General features: G+C 44.6%; 19 protein-coding genes, 1 tRNA gene and 4 pseudogenes. 13 read left to right on the top strand and 11 right to left on the bottom strand.

Going from position 1 to position 19,623, the window contains the following annotated elements:
• The first annotated feature begins 76 nt into the window (after positions 1-76).
• Entirely contained in the window at positions 77-607 is a 531-nt protein-coding gene (locus KA717_09280) for a DUF1269 domain-containing protein (protein ID UXE62866.1), read from the top strand.
• 86 nt (positions 608-693) lie between these two features.
• Here the strand turns inward: KA717_09280 and KA717_09275 are convergent, their stop codons facing one another.
• From KA717_09275 to KA717_09265, 3 genes are all read right to left on the bottom strand, one after another.
• Complete coding sequence (locus KA717_09275; protein ID UXE62865.1) at positions 694-1,434, bottom strand: response regulator transcription factor; 741 nt, start codon at positions 1,432-1,434, stop codon at positions 694-696.
• Between the two features lie 144 nt (positions 1,435-1,578).
• A complete protein-coding gene (locus KA717_09270) occupies positions 1,579-3,054 on the bottom strand; it encodes a DEAD/DEAH box helicase family protein (protein UXE62864.1) in 1,476 nt (491 codons plus the stop codon).
• A gap of 15 nt (positions 3,055-3,069) precedes the next feature.
• Positions 3,070-3,375: a hypothetical protein gene (locus KA717_09265; protein UXE62863.1), complete on the bottom strand. Its 306-nt coding sequence runs from the start codon at positions 3,373-3,375 to the stop codon at positions 3,070-3,072.
• A 201-nt stretch (positions 3,376-3,576) separates the two neighbouring features.
• Between KA717_09265 and KA717_09260 the strand changes: the two genes are divergently transcribed.
• On the top strand, positions 3,577-4,647 hold the full coding sequence (locus tag KA717_09260; protein UXE62862.1) for a fatty acid desaturase: 1,071 nt from the start codon (positions 3,577-3,579) through the stop codon (positions 4,645-4,647).
• 163 nt (positions 4,648-4,810) lie between these two features.
• Here the strand turns inward: KA717_09260 and KA717_09255 are convergent.
• The 5 genes from KA717_09255 to KA717_09235 all read right to left on the bottom strand — a co-directional run bounded on the left by KA717_09255 (position 4,811) and on the right by KA717_09235 (position 9,977).
• A tRNA-Ala gene (locus KA717_09255) sits at positions 4,811-4,883 on the bottom strand.
• Positions 4,884-5,003: 120 nt separating this feature from the next.
• Complete coding sequence (locus KA717_09250; GenBank protein ID UXE62861.1) at positions 5,004-5,198, bottom strand: hypothetical protein; 195 nt, start codon at positions 5,196-5,198, stop codon at positions 5,004-5,006.
• A gap of 292 nt (positions 5,199-5,490) precedes the next feature.
• Positions 5,491-8,199: an ATP-binding protein gene (locus tag KA717_09245; GenBank protein ID UXE62860.1), complete on the bottom strand. Its 2,709-nt coding sequence runs from the start codon at positions 8,197-8,199 to the stop codon at positions 5,491-5,493.
• 41 nt (positions 8,200-8,240) lie between these two features.
• Positions 8,241-9,278: an ABC transporter substrate-binding protein gene (locus KA717_09240; GenBank protein ID UXE62859.1), complete on the bottom strand. Its 1,038-nt coding sequence runs from the start codon at positions 9,276-9,278 to the stop codon at positions 8,241-8,243.
• A gap of 111 nt (positions 9,279-9,389) precedes the next feature.
• Complete coding sequence (locus KA717_09235) at positions 9,390-9,977, bottom strand: DUF3318 domain-containing protein (protein ID UXE62858.1); 588 nt, start codon at positions 9,975-9,977, stop codon at positions 9,390-9,392.
• 67 nt (positions 9,978-10,044) lie between these two features.
• Here KA717_09235 and holB point away from each other — a divergent pair, with 67 nt between their 5' ends.
• Positions 10,045-11,019, top strand: coding sequence for a DNA polymerase III subunit delta' (gene holB, locus KA717_09230; GenBank protein ID UXE62857.1), 975 nt, complete (start codon positions 10,045-10,047; stop codon positions 11,017-11,019).
• Here holB and fetB read toward each other — a convergent pair.
• Positions 11,007-11,795, bottom strand: coding sequence for an iron export ABC transporter permease subunit FetB (fetB, locus tag KA717_09225; GenBank protein UXE62856.1), 789 nt, complete (start codon positions 11,793-11,795; stop codon positions 11,007-11,009). The genes holB and fetB overlap by 13 nt on opposite strands.
• Positions 11,796-11,929: 134 nt before the next feature.
• On the opposite strand from fetB, the gene KA717_09220 reads away from it, so the two are divergent.
• The 6 genes and pseudogenes from KA717_09220 (at position 11,930) to KA717_09195 (ending at position 15,560) form a co-directional block, all read left to right on the top strand.
• On the top strand, positions 11,930-12,160 hold the full coding sequence (locus tag KA717_09220; GenBank protein ID UXE62855.1) for a type II toxin-antitoxin system CcdA family antitoxin: 231 nt from the start codon (positions 11,930-11,932) through the stop codon (positions 12,158-12,160).
• A gap of 348 nt (positions 12,161-12,508) precedes the next feature.
• Positions 12,509-12,805: an ATP-binding protein gene (locus KA717_09215; protein ID UXE62854.1), complete on the top strand. Its 297-nt coding sequence runs from the start codon at positions 12,509-12,511 to the stop codon at positions 12,803-12,805.
• Between the two features lie 59 nt (positions 12,806-12,864).
• Positions 12,865-14,146, top strand: a pseudogene (locus KA717_09210) (ISKra4 family transposase).
• A 75-nt stretch (positions 14,147-14,221) separates the two neighbouring features.
• Entirely contained in the window at positions 14,222-14,350 is a 129-nt protein-coding gene (locus KA717_09205; GenBank protein UXE64607.1) for a hypothetical protein, read from the top strand.
• 14 nt (positions 14,351-14,364) lie between these two features.
• A pseudogene (locus KA717_09200) lies at positions 14,365-14,986 on the top strand (IS607 family transposase).
• A 4-nt stretch (positions 14,987-14,990) separates the two neighbouring features.
• On the top strand, positions 14,991-15,560 hold the full coding sequence (locus KA717_09195) for a hypothetical protein (GenBank protein ID UXE62853.1): 570 nt from the start codon (positions 14,991-14,993) through the stop codon (positions 15,558-15,560).
• Here KA717_09195 and KA717_09190 read toward each other — a convergent pair.
• Positions 15,557-16,625: pseudogene (locus tag KA717_09190) on the bottom strand (IS4 family transposase). The gene KA717_09195 and the pseudogene KA717_09190 overlap by 4 nt on opposite strands.
• 105 nt (positions 16,626-16,730) lie before the next feature.
• On the opposite strand from KA717_09190, the gene KA717_09185 reads away from it, so the two are divergent.
• From KA717_09185 to KA717_09170, 4 genes and pseudogenes are all read left to right on the top strand, one after another.
• Entirely contained in the window at positions 16,731-17,216 is a 486-nt protein-coding gene (locus tag KA717_09185; GenBank protein UXE62852.1) for a zinc ribbon domain-containing protein, read from the top strand.
• A gap of 163 nt (positions 17,217-17,379) precedes the next feature.
• On the top strand, positions 17,380-18,408 hold the full coding sequence (gene purM / locus KA717_09180; GenBank protein ID UXE62851.1) for a phosphoribosylformylglycinamidine cyclo-ligase: 1,029 nt from the start codon (positions 17,380-17,382) through the stop codon (positions 18,406-18,408).
• Positions 18,398-18,703: a hypothetical protein gene (locus tag KA717_09175; protein UXE62850.1), complete on the top strand. Its 306-nt coding sequence runs from the start codon at positions 18,398-18,400 to the stop codon at positions 18,701-18,703. The genes purM and KA717_09175 overlap by 11 nt, the downstream gene beginning before the upstream one ends.
• A gap of 128 nt (positions 18,704-18,831) precedes the next feature.
• Positions 18,832-19,110, top strand: a pseudogene (locus KA717_09170) (class I SAM-dependent methyltransferase).
• Positions 19,111-19,153: 43 nt separating this feature from the next.
• Here the strand turns inward: KA717_09170 and KA717_09165 are convergent.
• Positions 19,154-19,273, bottom strand: a complete 120-nt coding sequence (locus KA717_09165) for a DUF1997 domain-containing protein (GenBank protein ID UXE64606.1) — start codon at positions 19,271-19,273, stop codon at positions 19,154-19,156.
• Positions 19,274-19,623 lie beyond the last annotated feature (350 nt).

Raw genomic sequence — 19,623 nt, 5'->3', positions numbered from 1 at the left:
CAGGATACCAGTTTAGAGCAACGGGAAAAATAACTGGTAGGATAGAAACAGATAACCTTTACGAGAAGACTAATCCATGAGTGATCTTATTGTTATTGCTTACGACGACGAATTTAAAGCAGAAGAGGTTCGTCTCACTCTAGCGAAACTCCAGGTCGAGCATTTAATCGAACTCGAAGATGCGGCTGTGGTGGTAAAAGACGATAAAGGCAAAATTAAGTTAAAACAAGCCGTTAATCTGACTAGTGCAGGAGCCGCTAGTGGCGGTTTTTGGGGCCTATTGATCGGTACTCTTTTCTTCTCACCCCTATTAGGAGTTGCCGTTGGTGCAGCGAGTGGTGCATTAGCTGGTGCACTGAGTGATGTGGGCGTGGATGACAACTTTATGCGGGAATTAGGCGAAACCCTAAAACCAAGTACTTCCGCTCTGTTTGTTTTAGTTCGTAAAGTGACCCCAGATAAGGTTCTAGAAGAAGTGAGCAAATACGGCGGTAAAGTATTGCGGACTTCCCTATCTAAGGATGAAGAAGCCCAACTTCAGGAAGTGCTGGATAGCCGTGGTTTAACGAACACAACGGATGCAACAACGGCTGCGACAGCAGAATAATCACTGTCAATTTCATCTAAATTCTGAAAAGAACATAGCGTAACACGACATGTGACAGATTAGCCCTCCTAGGCAATTAGGGGGGTTTAAGCGATCGCCGATTTGTCTTCTACCATTGTCTCTTCCTCTGGCTGAAACTCCAGACAGTAGCCCGCCCCATAAACCGTTTTAATATAGCGAGGACGACGGGGATCGGGTTCTAATTTCGTTCGTAGGTGGCGAATGTGAACACGAATGGTTTCAATATCATCATCGGGTTCGTAACCCCAAACTTCCTTTAAAATATCACTGGGAGCGACGGTTTGCCCATGACGTTGCAGTAAGCAATGCAGCAATTCAAATTCTAGATGCGTTAGCTTAATACTTTTGCCAAACCAAATTGCCTCAAAACGTTCAGGGATGAGGGTTAGGGGGCCATGACTGAGAATTTCTGAATGTTTGGCCGCCTGGGGAATGCGATCTGTCCGTCGCAATAAAGCTCGAACCCTAGCCAACATTTCTTCCACATCAAAGGGCTTGGTGAGGTAATCATCGGCTCCAGCGTTAAAACCATCGATTTTATCCTGGATTTGACCCAGGGCTGTCAACATTAACACCGGAATATCCGCAGTGCGAGGGTCTCGACGTAAACGTTGACAAACCGTGAAACCATCCACCTTGGGAAGCATCAGGTCTAACATGATCAAGTCAGGCTGAATTTGTACGGCCAAGGCCTGGCCTTTAATGCCATCTTCGGCGGGACTGACATCATAGCCGGCCATCTCCAAGTTAATCGAGACAAGCTCAGAAATCGAAGGATCATCGTCAATTACGAGAATTCGAGGCATTATAGCTAAAGTTTAAAAGGGTAATTTATTATCGGTCTGGAAGAGTGATCGGAAACAGAAGAATCTACTCTGCTCGATTATAGGCATGAACCCTACTTGATCGTTACGAAAGATTACGTTTTGTTTGTTTACAGTAACAGCAGATTAATCTTCTGTCGAGTAAGTATTGGTTTTCGGTTCTGCGGCTCTGAGCGATCGCCGTTCTGGGGAAGGCAATAATTCCAACTGCTGGGGGCGATCGGGAGAAGATTTACTGGCCGCTTTACGACGATGGGCGGTTTGTTCCTCACTCGTATCTTCGGCCACAACTTCATAGAGAATTGCTAATTTATGTACTCCCACCTGTTTGCGAAGAATACGCCCCAAACGCTGCACATATTCACGAGTGGAACCCGTCCCCGATAGAATTACCGCCACTTTGACACTGGGGACATCCACCCCTTCATTGAGAACGTGGGACGTTACCAGGCTTTTATAGTGACCTTCTCGAAATTGGCTCAAAACATCATGGCGTTCTTTGACCGGGGTTTGATGGGTGATGGCCGGAATTAAAAACGTTCGGGAAATCCGATAAACCGTTGCATTGTCGTTGGTAAAAATAAGGACGGGATCGGGATGATGCTCTGTCAAAATTTCTGCTAGGACTCGTAACTTGCCTTCTGTACCGAGGGAAATTTCCTTGGCTTCACGGTGAGCTAACATGGCCCGTCTGCCACTACTAGAACAGGCACTCGCTTGGACAAATTGTTGCCAACCATTTAAGCTGCCGAGAGCAATATTAGACTGTCGTAAAAATTGATTGCGGGTTTGCATGGCCAGATCGTAGCGTTCTCGTTCGCTCTGGGACAATTGAACTTTGATTTGAATGACTTCATGTTCGGCTAACGTACCACCGGCTAAATCCTCGACGGTTTTGTGATAGACCACCGGCCCAATTAAATGATCTAAATCCAGATGACTGCCATCGCTACGTTCCGGTGTCGCGGTTAATCCTAAGCGATAGGGGGCGATCGCATATTCAGCAATGACCCGAAAAAAATCACTGGGGAGATGGTGACATTCATCAAAAATTAAAAGGGCATATTGATTACCCAGGGTTTCTGCCTGGATCGCGCCACTGTGGTAAGTCGCAATTAAAATCGGACTGCGATCGCGGGAACCCCCTCCCAAGAGACCAATTTCCGTATCAGGAAAAGCGGCGGTCATTTGGGCATACCATTGGTGCATTAAATCCAGAGTGGGAACCAGGATCAGAGTTGTGCGTGGGGTGGACTGAATGGCCAATTGGGCTAAAAAGGTTTTTCCCGCCGCCGTTGGCAACACCACCACTCCCTGGCGAGCCGCTTTTTTCCAGGCGGTTAGGGCTTCCATTTGATGGGGAAAGGGTTGACGTTCTAGGCGAGGAGTTAATTCTAGAGGTAAAAATCCCTTGGCTTCATCAATAAAATCAATCCCCGCCGCCTGAAGTCTTTCCACTAAAGAGCGATATTGAAAGGCCGGCAGACGAAACTTCTCCACCCGATCATCCCAGGTGACGAAATCAAGCCATTCTCTTCCCCTGGGAGGTGGATGGAGCAATAATGTCCCGCGATCATAGGTCAATTTAGAGGGACGGGGCATGGAGAAGTTTAAGGTTTAGGAAAGATTGGGTTTGAGAAAGGTACGATATAGTCCGTAAAGCACGATGGCCAAAATGGTGACGGTAATCAGGGAGGAAATGAGATGCAGGACTTTGAGCAGTAGGCTAACTGCAATAAAAAATAAGGCGATCGCCACCCCGATCTTAGCCGGAGCCGCCAGTCCCTGATACCACTGTTGAAACTGCTGAAGCATTTGATTGAACTTCTCTGGTAGGGAAGGCAGTTTCGAGGGATCGGGATCAATGTCAACTTCGACCTTGGGGATGGAATAGTCAGTCTCTTGGGAATTTCGTACAGTCATAGCAATTAGTGACAGCAATTAGTCATAGCTTCTATCCTTCAGCATAACTCAGTTCCCACTTCAACGCGGATTGAGTCATTGGAGGGCTGGGGTTGTTCAGAAAAACAAGGAGAAATAGTGGAAGAGTATTAAGTTTTCTAAAGCAAAAGAGGGTAGAATCTTAAAGACCCTTTTCTGTACTGCCCTTCTTAGGATAATTGCGTGCAACTTAAAAATCCACCCAACTTAGTTAACAATACAAAAACTCAAAAAACGGAGCTACCTTTCACGCTCCAAGATCTGAAATCTGCGATTCCCCCAGAATGCTTTGAACCCTCGGTAGGTCGATCCTTGGCCTACTTTTTTTTGGATATTGGCATGATTGCTGGTCTTTATGCGATCGCTGCCCATCTAGATTCTTGGTATTTTTACCCGTTTTTCTGGTTAGCTCAGGGAACCTTATTTTGGTCATTGTTTGTGGTCGGCCACGATTGTGGTCACGGCTCCTTTTCTAAATCTAAATGGTTGAATAATCTGATCGGACACCTTTCCCATATCCCCATTTTGGTTCCCTATCACGGCTGGCGTATTAGTCATCGCACCCACCATGCCAACACCGGCAATATCGACACCGATGAAAGTTGGTATCCTGTCACAGAAAGTAAGTACAATGAAATGGCTTGGTATGAAAAACTCTTCCGTTTTTATGTGCCTCTGATTTCTTACCCGCTCTATCTCTTCAAGCGATCGCCGAATCGGGAAGGTTCTCATTTTTTACCCAGTAGCCCCTTGTTCCGTCCCTCTGAAAAATGGGATATCATCACTAGCACGACGCTCTGGATTGCCATGGTTGGCTTTTTAGGCTTTTTGACCTACCAGTTTGGTTGGCTGTTTTTACTCAAGTTTTATCTCGTTCCCTACGTTATCTTCGTTATCTGGCTAGATTTAGTCACCTTCTTGCACCACACTGAACCGGGTATCCCCTGGTATCGGGATGAAGATTGGTATTTTCTCAAAGGCGCGCTTTCCACCATTGATCGCGATTACGGTTTTATTAACCCCATTCACCACGACATTGGCACCCATGTAGCCCACCATATTTTCCTAAATATGCCCCACTATCACCTCAAAACGGCAACAGAAGCGATTAAGCCTATTCTTGGGGATTATTACCGCGTTTCAAATGAACCGATTTGGAAGAGTTTTATTCATTCCTATTGGGCTTGTCATTTCGTGCCTGATCACGCTTCCCCTGTTGTTTATGAATCGCCGACCCATCCGCGATCGCTGTAAGCAAATTTCTAGCACCTCTAAAACGGTCAATTAGCCCTTAAGGATCGTGGATTCAACCCATGATCCTCCGCATTGGCTTAATCAAGAATAGCAAGCTCAATCCAGCAAAAATCAGACAATCACCATAGGCGATCATCTGACCAAGAATTTATAAATTTACGTATGGAGCTAAGGAGACTCGAACTCCTGACCCCTGCAATGCCATTGCAGTGCTCTACCAACTGAGCTATAACCCCGTTAAGTCCGTTTTTAATCTTGCCTTATCATAAACAGTTTTGTCAAGTGTTAAGCTAAATAATTTTAAAACTGTCTTGACCTAGGAGCGCGAGAGGGGCGATCGCCGGCCAAGGGCTTATTTAATAGGGAAGTTGAGTAATGTAGGCTAAACAGTGGCCCATGAGAAAATAGACAACTAGGGTGGCCGCAGCGGCCAAAGCGACTAACGTTCCCGCCAACATCAGCGAAAATTCCTGTTCTTCGACTGCCTGCTGCATCAGATGTAGCGACCAAGCCACCAAAGCCACATCAAAAATGAGAATAGGCACTAACATATATTAAAAATTGTTAACTTTATTTCTATAATAATACAATTTATGAAGCTGGCAAGGGCCAGAGTCCACAACTTAAGCTTTTCTCAAGATTGTGCTCGGTCTTGGACTGCTTGTCCTGAATTGATCCCATCGTCTTGCTTGTGTGAACAAGTCGCGGGAGAGCATTCCGAGACTTTAAACGGACTTGGAAGATTGCATAGATGCCCGAAGCTTACGAATTGGGAGGAAGCTCTGTTTCCTACGCCACAATTATTGGCTTTTTAGTTGGATTTTTGATCTCTACTACCGGATTTTAGCTGAGGAGCATTGAAGCATCAGCCAACTCTTTTTCTAATGCGGCTCGTACCTGGGGAAAGGTATTAACCGTTCGTGCTAAGTTTTCTCCATCATAGGAATGGATTTGGAACTCCAACTTGACCACATAGTCTAATAGAGGGCTAAAAGCGTAGTCTTCCGACCAAGCTCTTAATCGTTTTGCGAACTCACGCAAATCTCGCATAATCATGGTTTGTCGGATCTTAGGCCAAATGGTGTCTTCTTCCCTGATTAATTGGGTGAGCAGTTCTGATAAATCTTTAGGACTATTCGAGGTTTCCTGGGTATCGGGTGAGTCCTCTTGGGGGGCAGACATGACCGCAATAGCCGGACTTGTTAGCTCAGTGGAGGCAGGAGCAGAAGATTGGGAGGGTGATCTTAGCGGCAGTACTTCTTTTAAGGCTTGTACCAGATCCGATTGAAACAGGGGCTTGGTTAGAAAACCTTGGCAATATTCCTGAAGCTGATATTGAATATCCAACATTAAAGAAGCGGTCAAAATAATAATCGGAATGGCTTGGGTTTCTGGATCTTTACGTAAACAAAGGGTTGCTTCTTGACCATCTAAATTGGGCATTAAGATATCCATAATGATCAGATCCGGTTGGTGAATTTTCGCCATATGAATAGCCTCAAAACCATCACAGGCTTCGATAATTTGGTGATCAGTTCCCTCAAAAAAACTCCGAACCAAATGACGATTGGACTTCACATCATCAACCACTAAAATCCTTGAAGTAGCAAATTGTTTTAGGTTCTTATCTCGTTGAGTTTTGATCGGTTTGGGAACTTCTCCTTCTACCTTAATGGAAGGGAAAACTAGCGTGAAAATACTGCCCTGATTTAAAGTACTTTTGAGTTCAATATATCCCCCTAGCATTTCTGTTAAACGACGGGTAATGGTTAGCCCTAAACCCGTTCCACCATATTTACGGGTGCTTTGGCCTTCACTTTGGGTAAAGATATCGAAAATACGCTCTTGCTCTTCCTCGGCAATGCCAATCCCAGTATCTTCTACTTGTAAAAGAAGTTCTATTTTTTGGTTGTTGGGACGATCGCTGGCGACACTAATGCGAACATAGCCCTGGTTCGTAAACTTAATCGCGTTACCAACTACATTAAATAAAATCTGTCTTAAGCGGACTTCATCAAAGGCAATCATCGGAGGAACTTTTTCGTCAATCTTGGTAAAAAGTTGGAGTCCTTTCTCTTTCGCTTTTTCAGAAAAAATCTGCTGGATTTCATAAACCAATTGACGAATATCCACGCCTTCATAGCTGAGTTGGAGTTTCCCTGCTTCAATCTTAGAAAGATCAAGAATATCATTAATCAAAGCCATCAAGGTTTTGCCACTAGAGCGGATGGCCTCTAGGTAACTGTGGGCGCGACCATCGGCGGTTAAACCTTGTAAGAGATCGGAAAAACCGAGAATGGCATTCATGGGAGTCCGAATTTCATGACTCATGTTGGCTAAAAATTCACTCTTGGTACGATTCGCACTTTCAGCCGCTTCTTTAGCCTTACGGAGTTCTTCCTCGGCCTGCTTTTTAGCCGTAATGTCGGTAATGGTTCCCACCATGCGATAGGGAGCATCAGTGTCATCTCGTAAACATTTGCCCTTGGCTGCAATCCAGAGATAATGACCGTCCCGATGTTGCATTCGGTGGGTATGTTCGTAGAGTTCTGTTTCTCCGACCAAATGATCACGGACAGCTTGTTGAGATGAATCTAAATCGTCAGGATGTAGTTTTTCTGACCAGGTAGAAAGAAGATTGGATAAATGATTAGGTTCATAGCCCAGAATTTTGAACCAAACGGGAGAATAGTAAACAGTATTGGTATTCAGATCCCAGTCCCAGATACCATCGTTAGTGCCCGATACGGCTAGATCGTAACGTTCTTCACTGCGCTCTAAATCTTTGGTATTTTCTTGGATCTTTTCAGCCATACGATCAAAGGCTGACGATATCTGGGCAATTTCATCGGAACCGGATAACTGGGCGCGATCGCCTAATTGGCCAGCCGCCAGACTATTGCTAGTAGCCACCAGGTGAGCAACTCGACGGGTTAGGGTAAACTCAAAAAAGAACCACAAACCGATACAAAACAAGGTCAACATTCCCGCAAAGAGCAGGGAGCGTCTGAGGGCATCATTATAGGCCTCCTTTTTAGCCTGGGTCAGATCCTGTTCTAAAAAAAGAATTCCCACCCTAGAAGGACGCAGTTCCCCTGGCAAGGCTTTGAGCAGAACCGGATAGATAGCAATCAATTTATGCTTATCGGGGGAAAGCCATACTTGTCCGGCCATTGTCTGTCGGACGGCTGTTATTTGCCCTTCGTAGGGTTGAGCCAGGGTTTTTCCAAGGGGTAGATCCCTTAATTCGTAATGATCAGACAATAAAACTGAATTGCGATCGTCAAAGAGCAGCACCAAGTCCAAGTCAGGATCACTGCCTACTTGACTAATGATAATTTCTGCCTGTTCATTGTCGGCTCGACGGTAGAGATACTCTAATATACCGGCCGTTCGACTCGCTGAAATCCTGACTGCATTTTGGCTACTGGTTTCAGTCTTTTGATAGGTTTCTGTGATTTCTTGCTGGAAGGATACTAGTCCCAACAAACTACCACACAAAATTAAAATGGTGGGAATGGAGAATCTGAGCGGGAAGGGAAATCTTTCCATTGAGATTAATGTCTTGGCAGGCTCTAAAAGATTTAACCACTCTAGGGTTGGGCATTTTTTATAAAATGATCATCTAAAATGGTTGCTGGATCGATTGCCTTAGGTAGTAATTTATTTGCCACCATGATATCGACTAGTTTTCGCATCGCGTTAATTAAGGAAGGATCACTTTGATCTAAAAGTTTCTGATTTTCGGCGAGGTTGGGCTGACGCAATCCCTTAAAGGCATTGAGAATTTGCTCTGGTGTCACTTTGGTACGGGGGGCAATCCGACGGGCGGCATCCTGGGGATTTTTTTCTAAATAATCTAAGGCTCGAAAGCGGCCATTGACTAGCGTTTGAATAGTCTTTTCCGAATTGGCGATCGCCTCTTCTTTGACGACCAAGGTATCGACGATTTCCCCTGGAATTTGGCTACTATCAAATAAAAGTTTGGCTCCGGCTGCTAATAATTTCACCATGGCGGGGCCAAAGGTGACAACGGCATCCACTTTGCCTTCTTTATAGGCCCGTTCATGTTCAGTCAGTTCGAGGGAAACAATTTTAATGTCTTTGGGAGTCATGCCATTTTTTTCCAGGGCACGGGCAATAAAAAAAGCACCCAGGGCCGTCGATTCTACGCCGACTCGTTTACCCTTCAAAGCTTTGATATTAGCAATGTCGGGCTTCCCCAAAATCACATCTCCCCCCTCGGAAATATCCATAACGGCAATAATACGAACATTCTCCTGGGTAGCGGCTAAGACTAAGGCCTGATCAATGGAGAGACCGGCCCCTTCAATATCACCGTTGCGGTAAGCTCGCACTTCTTCCGTTCCTGAGGGATAATCCACTAATTGAATGGGAGCATCGCCATAATATTTCAAGTCTCTGGCTAGATAAAGGGTTTCATAGCCTGGCCACAGGTTCGTGCCAATGCGGAGCGGTAAGGTGGTTTGATTGGTGCAATTGCTCAAGGCGATCGCCAAAAATCCGGCTAGTATGCTCAGACTAAAATATTGCCTACCTTTTGTTTGCCAAGCCTTTAAGGTCTGCTGGAGATTGTGTTGCCCATTTTGAAAATTTGAGAAAAAATTCATGATTTCTCCTAGAGAGTATTGTTAATCCATTACTTTATTCTTTTTAACTGATCGTAACGCCTAGATTTGTTGAGATTCGTTGAGATTTGTGATCCCATTGCCATTGGGAAATTAAGTTTGAGTGTTGAGGGCAAGCGTGCGTAAATTTTGACAACGAATTAATTCGGTAAAGCTCAGACTAGAGCGTTGTTCAATTTGAGCGAGATGTTCAATGGCTGATAGTAATAATTTTGCTGCCAGGGTGGTTTCGTAACCCCGTCTTTCGGCTATCTTAATCGCACCGGCATCCGCTTCAATTTCCCGTTCATTACTGCGATAATTGTTCCAAATTTGTTGAGCGGCGATCGCGGTTAATCCCCCAGCAATCACCATTCCCACCGCATCCCTTTGCCACAGTTGTAGCCCCACACCAGCCACCCCAGCCAGGGTCAAACCTTGGTAAATATCGGGTTTAAACCAACGGATTTGCACCAGATAACAGACCACACTTAATAATAATAAATCCCGTTCTCCCAGGGACAGATCTGCCCAAAGATTAAAATTGATAGCAATCAGGCGATCGCCCCGTTGCCAAGGTTTAGGAAAAGCAGCGTCAATGACCCGTGACTGTTTAGGTTTGCTGGCAATTTTGGTTAACATCCGGCCAGAGGCGGGCATGAGTTCTGTTAAACGGCGTATTTCGGATTCAACATCCAACATGATGGGACAACCCACAGGGGAAGTTTAAGATAGTTAAGGTCAAGATTAGCAAAATTTCGTCTTATCTATGAACCGATTTTATCCTCTGATCGGTCAAGTCCAAGCGGTCGAACTGCTCCAACAGGCGATCGCCCATAACCGTGTTGCACCGGCCTATCTCTTTGCTGGCCCCCTGGGAGTGGGAAAACGTTTAGCCGCAAAGGCCTTTTCCGAGGAACTATTGGCCTGGAATTTATCGGCAGAGGAACAGGAAAGGGTGAAAAAACGCTTTTTTGCTGGCAATCATCCCGACCTGCTTTGGATTGAACCCACCTATCAACATCAAGGTAAATTGTTAACCGCTCAGGAAGCCGAAAGTAGTGGTCTCAAACGGAAGGCTCCTCCCCTAATTCGCATTGAACAAGTCCGAGAAATTAATCAATTTTTAAGTCGTCCTCCCCTGGAAGCAGAACGAGCCGTCATTATTATTGAAGAAGCCCAGGCAATGAATGAAGGGGCGGCTAATGCCTTACTGAAAACCCTGGAAGAACCAGGACGAGCGACTTTAATTCTTCTGGCTCCCAGTGTGGATTCCTTACTACCAACCTTGGTTTCCCGTTGTCAACGTATTCCTTTCTATCGGCTTTCTGGGGACGATCTGGAACTCGTGTTAGGACGTATTGGTGAAACAGCCGTGTTAGCCTATCCCGAATTGTTGGCGATCGCCCAGGGCAGTCCGGGTGCCGCCCTCTACGCCTATGAACAACTGCAAGCCATTCCCTTTGAACTGAGACAGCAATTAAATCAAGTGCCCCAATCTCCCCTAGAGGCTCTTAATCTTGCCAAGGCGATCGACAAAAACCTAGATACACAACTGCAACTTTGGCTGATTGATTATTTACAAAATCGTTATTGGCAGTCGGAAAAACAACAGCATTTGTTAGAAATTCTGGAAAAAGCCCGCAAACATTTGACGGCCTATGTACAACCGCGTTTAGTCTGGGAATGTACTTTGCTCAGTTTAGTGGCGACTCAACAAAAATTGGTTGCTCAGAAGTCCTGATTGACCAACTGCATCTGCTCATTAAAAAAATGTCGATACAGGCCCTCTGTCACTAAAATGGCCGTCACCAGATTGGCAAAGGCAATCATAAATAAAATCAGGATTTGGTAAGAGGCCGCATTCAAGGGATCAATGCCTGCTAACACTTGCCCCGTAAACATTCCAGGTAAACTGACAATGCCAACCACCATCATTTGATTGAGAGTGGGAATTAAGCTGGCATGGATCGCTGTTTTTTGATAACCGGCGATCGCCTGTTTAGCCGTAGCCCCTAGACAAAGATGGGTTTCAATTTCCCGTCGATTTTGCTGAATTAAACTACTAAGACGCTCTCCTGCCAAAGAAGCACTATTCATCGAATTACCTAAAACCATACCGGCTAAGGGAATCAGGTATTGGGGCGCGAACCACTGGGCTGGCCGAATAATGACCAAAATGGCATAACCCAGGGTGAGTAAGGTGCTAATCAAGAGCGATACCCAAACTAACGGTAATAACCCTTTTTGTTTTTGACTAATACGATTTTTGGCCACGATCGCCGCAATGGAGAGCATAATCGCCAACACCGCCAACACCGCGATCGGTTGATTGAGTGCAAAAATCAAGGCTAGAAAATAGCCCACCACCAACAATTGCAACAAAGAGCGGCCACCCGCCCAGGCCAATTGACTCGCTAAACCGACCTGTTGCCAAAAGGCCAAGGCGATCGCTAACCCCAGCAGTAACATTGTCCAACCCAGATCTAGCCAATCTAATTCGAGCAATGCTTGTGTCATTGTGCCATCTCACCGTTCTTCGTAACTTTAATAACTGTTTTAAGCAGACCTAACCATTAAAATTAACATTGCCTTTCTCCCTCTGTAAGGAAAGCATGGGATACAATAAAAAGGAAGAAGGGTCAACAAAGCTTATGAATGAAAATGTAGCGTCAACTCCCACTGTCTCGGAAAAAGTAGAAGTATCCATTCATTTGGATGCCGATCTCCTAGAGCAAGTCAAACATCTTACCAATGATCCCAGCCGTATCATTGAAACAGCAATTAAACAATGGTTGCGAGGGGAGCCGGAAAGAGATGATGATCTCACTCGTACTCTGCGTCGCAATCCTCCCGTACCCCCCAGGGGAGAATGGAATGACTAACTTTTACCCAGAGGATGAACCTGAACTCCATGCAGTGGGATAGCATTGGGGCAGAACTGATTTATATTCAGGATTATCGAGGCAAATATTTAGCTTTTGCTTGGCATAAAGCTTCAGCTTATCGGATTGATCCTCAGACGATTATTGACCATTGGCCCCAGGATTCGCTTTGCCCGATCGCCATCCATGATTACTATGATTGTCTTCAGCGCGTACTACAATATCGTCAGCCGGAGATCTATCATGGTCTTTTTGTTTATGGAGGCAACATTCTAGTATGACCTTAGTCCTGAGTCCCATTTTGAGAGCAAAGGAGCCATCCACCACCGCTTGGATCATGGGTTATGAATGTTCGTCAATCATTTTGCCATCTCCCAAGCTCAAGCCAAGGGATTAAACTTTGATAGTCAATTGCCGGAAACCTTGACCCCGATTACTGTACATGGTAACTATCGTTGTCTATTACAAGTCATGCTCAATATTGTGGGTAATGCCATTAAATTTACCACCGATGGAGAGATTAAAGTGCGGGCTGAAATTTTGAAAAAAAGAATGGTTTGGAATAATCAGGAATTTCCGGGCCTCGTTAAAGTTAGTATCACCGATACGGGCATTGGAGTCTCTTTAGAAGGGTGCGACCTTTAGTTGATGAAGGAAAAGAAAAGTGTTAACATGAGATGAAAAGTGACAAAGAGGAAACAATGATGACAGCAAAACTAATTAATGTAGAGGGTTCAAAGATAAAAATAGAACTAACATTAGAACTCAGTCGTTCAATGTTGGATACAGAAATAAATATTCAAAAAGGCTTAAACGAAGTAGGTTGCATCGCCAGCAAAGAAGCCTTGAAATATTTAGATACAGATGGTTCACCCTTAAAAATCGGTGAAGAAATCTGGAAGAGTAAGGGAGAGCAACCGAAAGAATATCAAACACCTTATGGTGAGGTTATAGTGAATCGTCATGTATATCAGCGTTCACCTTTGAGGAAAAACGTATTGCCCCTTAGAAAGAGAAGCAAGGATAATCATAACATCAACGCCATTATTGGCAAAACAGGTATCCTCAAAAATGTCAGGGATGGCAGGCAAAGAGGTGAAAAATGATTTATTAGAAAATCATGGTAGAAAAGTAGCGCTATCCTATATCCAAAGATTGAGTGAAGCAGTAGGAAGTGTGGTACAGGCAAAAGAAGAAGCGTGGAGTTATGCCCCGCCCAAGGAGGATAGCCAAATTGCAACAGTGGGAATAGGATTAGATGGAACCTGTATGCTGATGTGTGAGGATGGCTACCGTGAAGCAATGGTGGGAACCGTTTCCCTATACGATAGTGAAGGCGAACGTCAACATACAATCTATCTAGGTGCGGCACCAGAGTATGGAAAAAAGAGTTTTCTAGAAAGATTAGAAAGAGAAATTGAGCGAGCGAAAAACCGTTATCCAGAGGCAACATTGGTCGGGATAGCAGACGGGGCAGAATCAAATTGGAAGTTTTTAGAAAAGCAAACGGAAGAACAGATATTAGATTTCTATCATGCCTCTGGTTACTTAGGTGCCTTGGCAGAAGCGTTGCATCCGAATACCGTGTCAAAACAAAAAGAATGGTTGACTGAAAATTGTCGAGAACTCAAGCATGAAAAAGGAAAAGCAGGAGAACTGCTAAATCTGATGAAAGAAGTCAAAGAAGAAAAAAGTCATTCTAAGAATCTTACCGAGAAACTACAAGCGGCGATTACTTATTACGAGAATCATCAGCATCAAATGGATTATGCTGAATACATAGAGAAAAAGTATCCGATTGGTTCAGGTGTTACGGAAGCAGCTTGTAAGACGTTGGTCAAACAACGATTATGTTGTTCAGGGATGCGATGGAAGGAAAAAGGAGCAGGAATTATTTTGAGCCTACGAGCTTTGGTATTGACCAAGGAACGATGGAGTCAATTTTGGGCAAAACTTGATCAATATGGGTTCCCTGTAGAACCCTGATTACAACAGCTTTTATCAACTAAAGGTCGCACCCCTTTAGAAAATCAATCCAAACTCTTTGAAAAATTTGTTCAGATCGATGGTTCTCGAACCAAAGCTTACAGTGGCACCGGTTTAGGATTGGCAATTTCTCAAAAATTGATGGAAGCCATGGGAGCAAGATTTAATCCACAAATACCGACAGAATGCGCTACTATGCGCTAGAATGGAAGCGTCGAATTGAGGGATTTATTATCGCAAAATATGTTAAACCCAAAACCGCAGCAGGAATGCTCGGAGTCCACGTCCGAACCCTTGTTAAATGGGAACAGGAAGGGAAAATCCAAGCAATTAAAACCCCGTCAGGGCAAAGGCGATACGACACTGAATCCTACACAGGGAAATAGGTTGAGCCAACTAGAGCTACCGTTATTTACGCTCGTGTCAGCAGCAGGGGACAATCCGAAGACCTCTCAAGACAAGTCGCCGTCCTCCAAGAAAAATACCCGCAAGCGGAAGTCGTCAGCGAAATCGGTGGAGGACTCAACTTCAAAAGACAAAAACTTACAGCCTTATTGGAACGAGTCATGTCTGGAAATGTCGCAGCAATTGTGGTCGCTAACAAAGATAGGCTTGCCCGATTTGGATTTGATTGGCTTGACTGGTTCTGCCGAAAGTTTGGATGCTCAATCGTGGTTCGATAGGGAGACAAATCTCTCTCCTGAAGCCGAGATGGTTGAAGACATCCTCGCCATTCGACCTTGTTTCTCAAGCCGATTATACGGACTCGGAAAGTATAAAAATCAGAGCAAGAAAGATAAAAGTTTATCCCAGTCTGGAGTTGAAGAAACAGTGGAATAAATGGATGGCGGCTTGTCGTTATTGCTTTAATCAAGCTATTGACTACCAAAAGAAAAATGGCAGGATTGGCAAGGGAAAATTAAGAAATATCATCATGCAATCCAATCTTCCTGAATGGGTAAAAGACACCCCTTGCCATATCAGGCAGAATGCCATTTTTGATGCTCACCAAGCCTATACTGCCAGTCGGGATTGTAAGTTTAGAAGTTGTAAGGCTCCTAGAAAAACAATTAAATTCAACAACTGTAACTTTAGTCATGGAACATGGTATCCCTTGTTAACAAAGGGGCTTGGTTTTATTTCTTCAGAAGCAATTCCTGATGTTAGTCTTTATGCAACTCAATTAATCAAAGACAAGTCGGGTGATTGGTTCTGTATTTTTCTAGAAGAAACAAAAACGACACCCCAGCCGGAAAATCGCATTATTGCTCTTGACCCAGGAGTAAGAACTTTTCTGACAGGATTTGATGGGCAAAACTTCCTAGAAGTCGGTTCATCAGACATGGGACGAATCAACAGGCTATGTAAGTATCTTGATGACTTGATGAGTCGAATTAGCCTATCAAAAGTCTAAGTACAGGACAAAAAATGTAGGGAGTCGAGAAAAAGAGAAAAATTGGGTAGAGAAGGATTAAGAACAAGATGACGAAGATGGTCAAAACCAAGACGAAAAAGACTCTGCGCTAGGCGACCATGTTTCTTGAGGGGAATGGGATGAAGATGATGAATTGCTAGACCAGTTTTGAGAGACCAAGCCAAAGCTAAAGTCAGTAAAGCCAAAAGCTTACGAAGACGCTTGGGGTCAGTAAAGTGAGTAGATTCCAAGCAAAAGCCACGAGTCTTAAAGATGCCAAAAAGGGTTTCAATGCCCCAACGCAGGGCATAATCGTGAATAAGACCTTGGGAATCGGGATGTCCAATGACGATGAGTAGAGAATTATCAGGCAAGCGAAGAGCCTCTACAGAAACAGGATATCCCCAAACCCGACAACTCCCTTGAAGACGTTGAGATTCACTCTTTTGCAAGATGGGCAAAAATGACTTTGGCGGCCAAAAGCTTGCCATTGTGCTCAATCTTGTCCGTAGCCCGAATTCTCAGACAGAAAGCCAGTAGCGGTTCGAGCAGAAGATAGCGAAGCCAAGCCTGACCAATAAACTCACGGTCGCCACATAAACAACGAATCAGGGCGGTGGGAAAAATCTTGAGCATCTCCTCGATAAAACGCATTCGTTCATCACTGTTAGAATTGCCCTTTTTCTTGCTAAGCATCCACCACAAGATGGGAATGGCTACTCCTTCATGGACAATGCCGACAGTGAGGATATTATAACCATGACTGCCAAACTCCCAGGTTGTGCGGTCAATACTTAATACCCAAGGTTGAGGGATATCCAGCCAACTGACTACAATACGGGCAATGTGATGGTAATCCAGCTCAAATCCTGAGAAAAAGCGTTGTAAGCGTTTGTAATGAGAATCCACCAATGCCCGACCTTCAAAACCCAGAGCCAATTCTTTAAGGTTAACCGTTTTCACTTTGAGGAGGGCGAGTAAGAACAAGGCTAGGAAGGAGAGTCTGGCACCATGCCATCCCAAATGGGGTTTTAGGGCTTGTTTCAATGCGTTATATTGGTTCATGGGTTTTCTTACATTACGTTCATCTTCCATGAAACCCCTTTCTCGTATACTTTTCAAGCCTTTTGTCCTGTACTTAGATCAAAAGTAGCTAAAGAACGACAAAAAATGAAAAAGGCAGCGTCTCGATTACGGGGCAAAATTCGTAACTTGATTGATGACTGCCATAAAAAAACAGCAAGTTACTTGACAAAAAACTATCCAGCTATCTTGCTGCCAAAGTTTGAAACGTCAGAAATGACCAATCGTTCCAAGCGAAAAATCAGAAGTAAAACTGCCCGACAAATGTTGACATGGGCGCATTATCGGTTCAAACAAGTCCTTAAAAATAAAGCTGAGTTAAGTGGCTGTCAGGTGTTTGACGTGACAGAAGAATTTACCAGCAAAACTTGTACGAAATGCGGACATATCCACACAAAACTAGGTGGTTCTAAGGTTTTTCGATGTCCCGTTTGTGACCACGTTATTCCACGCGATTGGAATGGTGCTTTGGGTATTATGCTCAAGGCTTTGTCGGGTACGACCTTCACTCTCAGTAACGAGGGTGATGCTATTGTTGCAAAATGCGGTAATATACCGCTTTCTGTCGCATAAATGTATCAGGGCAAGTTTCCTTTTTTAGCATGGGAGAAGGATTAGGATCGACCGTCACCTTTAGTATCTTTTTAGAACATATTCCCATTCTTAAAACTTGAGATTGCTGACCCTTAGCCCTTAGCATAGAGGAGCAATTAACCTCAAGTCATAGGTCAAGGGGATGGATTATCGTCAAGCGGGTGTGGATGTGGAAGCGGGTCGCCATTTTGTGGAGCAGATTCGCCAAGGAGTAGAAAGTACCTTTCGTCCAGAGGTTATCGGCGGCTTGGGCGGTTTTGGTGGCTTATTTGAACTGCCATCTGGCTATCAGCAACCCGTTTTGGTATCGGGAACGGATGGGGTGGGAACCAAACTGAAAATTGCCCAGGCGATGAATCGGCATGACAGTATTGGCATTGATTTAGTGGCGATGTGTGTCAATGATGTTTTGACCTCTGGGGCAGAACCCTTGTTTTTTCTCGATTATTTGGCTACTGGCAAGTTAGAACCCCAGCAGTTAGCTGAAGTGGTGGCGGGCATTGTGACAGGCTGTCGTCAAAGTAATTGTGCTCTATTGGGGGGAGAAACGGCGGAAATGCCTGGTTTTTATGGTGCAGGCGAGTACGATGTGGCGGGTTTCTGTGTGGGTATTGTTGAAAAAAGTAAGATTCTCAATGGTTCCCAGGTACAGTTCGGAGATAGAGCGATCGCTTTAGCGAGTCAGGGAGTTCACAGTAACGGCTTTAGTTTGGTGCGTAAAATTGTGGAGTCCCAGGGCTTTGATTGGCAGCATTGTCCTACTCTTTTGGGGGGTCAATCCTTGGGAGAGGTTTTGTTAACGCCAACTCGTCTCTATGTGCAGCCTATTCTTGAGGCTCTGAGATCGGGTTTAAAGATTCACGGCATGGCCCATATTACCGGCGGTGGTTTGCCCGAAAATTTGCCCCGTTGTTTAGGTCAAGGTCAAGCGATCGCCGTTCGGGAGGGAAGTTGGGAGATTTTACCCATTTTTCAATGGTTAGCGCAAACGGGCCAGGTGTCGGCAGGGGCGATGTTAGAAACGTTTAATATGGGCGTTGGTTTTGTGGTCTTGGTTCCGCCTGATGCGGTTCAAATTAGCTTAGATTGGTTTTCTGGCCGTGATCTAGCTGCCTATGAGATTGGTGAAGTGATCGTCAGCGATCGCAATTTAGTGTTTTATGTTTCCTAAACCTTCTCTACCTAATTTTTCTCTTTTTCTAAGTATTATGGGACGGATTACTCAGTTTTATCAAGGAACCTTTACTATCAATGTTTTACAAGAACTCGTCAATCAAGAAAACGGGAAAATAACCGTTTATCAATTATTAGGAGACACCTATCTCGAAGTTGGACTGCCCCAGTTAGCGAAAAATACCTATCAAAAAGGATTAGCATTAGCCATTAACACCAAAAATATACCAGCAGAAATGATCATGAATAAAGGTTTAAAACAATCTGAAAATCTTTTAGGAAGTAACCCTTAAATTAGGAAACAGTCATGACGAAACAAACCTGGGGACTAGATGCCTCTCTTTATGATTATTACCAGGCGATCGCCTTCCGAGAACCGGAAATCCTCAAGGAACTGCGACAAGCAACCAGCCAATTACCGATGGCCAACATGCAGATCGCCCCAGAACAGGGCCAATTCATGGCTTTGTTAGTACGATTGACGGGGGCAAGAAAAATCTTAGAAATTGGCGTTTTTACGGGTTATAGTTCCCTCGCCTTCGCCCTCGCCCTGGCCTTACCTCCCCAGGGTCGTATCCTGGGCTGTGAGATCAGCGCAGAATATGCCGCGATCGCCCGTCAATTTTGGCAAAAAGCTGGAGTCAGTGAAAAAATTGATGTGCTTTTGGGGCCAGCCGTAACCAGTCTAGAACAACTTTTGGCCAATGGTGAACAAGAATCCTTTGATCTGGCCTTCATCGATGCTAACAAAAGGGGGCGAAAATCTCAATCCATGACCGTGCCAAGTATATATCAAAACCCAACGCGCCAAATTGTCCAATGGTCATCACGTAGCCATCTTCTCCCAAGGGTTCCGTCTTCATCGGTTGAGCACAATGATGAAACCAGCTTTGGTGATTTTCAAGGTAATGAGCAACCGTCGCCAGGTCAGCATACATTTCCATATAGCCGTCGAAGGCAGCCTGAAAATGGATGGGTTTTAGCTCTGACTGACTTAACGGTGTGTCGAGCATTAAACGAGTATCCTGAAAAGTCGATAAAGATGAGGAGAGGCACTGCATAACCGTTGTCCTAAATAGTGTATCGTGTCCGTTGGTCAAGGTAGAGGAGTTTCAGATTTCAGTAGTGGGGTTATCGACCCTAGGTTAACCCACAAGGTTAATAAAACTTTACCTCAATTGACAAAAATTGGCTGGGGAGATTCAGGGGATGG

Origin of the sequence: Woronichinia naegeliana WA131 (genome assembly GCA_025370055.1) — a bacterium.
GTDB lineage: Bacteria > Cyanobacteriota > Cyanobacteriia > Cyanobacteriales > Microcystaceae > Woronichinia > Woronichinia naegeliana.
The sequence above is the reverse complement of the archived record's forward strand: the minus strand, read 5'-3'. Positions and strand labels throughout refer to the sequence as shown.

Bases quoted from the DNA above. Each gene is read 5' to 3' on its own strand.
- holB (UXE62857.1), top strand. From the start codon at position 10,045: ATGAACCGATTTTATCCTCTGATCGGTCAAGTCCAAGCGGTCGAACTG.
- purM (UXE62851.1), top strand. From the start codon at position 17,380: ATGGATTATCGTCAAGCGGGTGTGGATGTGGAAGCGGGTCGCCATTTT.
- KA717_09175 (UXE62850.1), top strand. From the start codon at position 18,398: ATGTTTCCTAAACCTTCTCTACCTAATTTTTCTCTTTTTCTAAGTATT.
- KA717_09245 (UXE62860.1), bottom strand. From the start codon at position 8,199: ATGGAAAGATTTCCCTTCCCGCTCAGATTCTCCATTCCCACCATTTTA.
- KA717_09185 (UXE62852.1), top strand. From the start codon at position 16,731: ATGAAAAAGGCAGCGTCTCGATTACGGGGCAAAATTCGTAACTTGATT.
- KA717_09265 (UXE62863.1), bottom strand. From the start codon at position 3,375: ATGACTGTACGAAATTCCCAAGAGACTGACTATTCCATCCCCAAGGTC.
- KA717_09215 (UXE62854.1), top strand. From the start codon at position 12,509: ATGTTCGTCAATCATTTTGCCATCTCCCAAGCTCAAGCCAAGGGATTA.
- KA717_09220 (UXE62855.1), top strand. From the start codon at position 11,930: ATGAATGAAAATGTAGCGTCAACTCCCACTGTCTCGGAAAAAGTAGAA.
- KA717_09250 (UXE62861.1), bottom strand. From the start codon at position 5,198: ATGTTAGTGCCTATTCTCATTTTTGATGTGGCTTTGGTGGCTTGGTCG.
- fetB (UXE62856.1), bottom strand. From the start codon at position 11,795: ATGACACAAGCATTGCTCGAATTAGATTGGCTAGATCTGGGTTGGACA.
- KA717_09280 (UXE62866.1), top strand. From the start codon at position 77: ATGAGTGATCTTATTGTTATTGCTTACGACGACGAATTTAAAGCAGAA.
- KA717_09165 (UXE64606.1), bottom strand. From the start codon at position 19,273: ATGAAGACGGAACCCTTGGGAGAAGATGGCTACGTGATGACCATTGGA.
- KA717_09195 (UXE62853.1), top strand. From the start codon at position 14,991: ATGGCGGCTTGTCGTTATTGCTTTAATCAAGCTATTGACTACCAAAAG.
- KA717_09270 (UXE62864.1), bottom strand. From the start codon at position 3,054: ATGCCCCGTCCCTCTAAATTGACCTATGATCGCGGGACATTATTGCTC.
- KA717_09275 (UXE62865.1), bottom strand. From the start codon at position 1,434: ATGCCTCGAATTCTCGTAATTGACGATGATCCTTCGATTTCTGAGCTT.
- KA717_09240 (UXE62859.1), bottom strand. From the start codon at position 9,278: ATGAATTTTTTCTCAAATTTTCAAAATGGGCAACACAATCTCCAGCAG.
- KA717_09235 (UXE62858.1), bottom strand. From the start codon at position 9,977: ATGTTGGATGTTGAATCCGAAATACGCCGTTTAACAGAACTCATGCCC.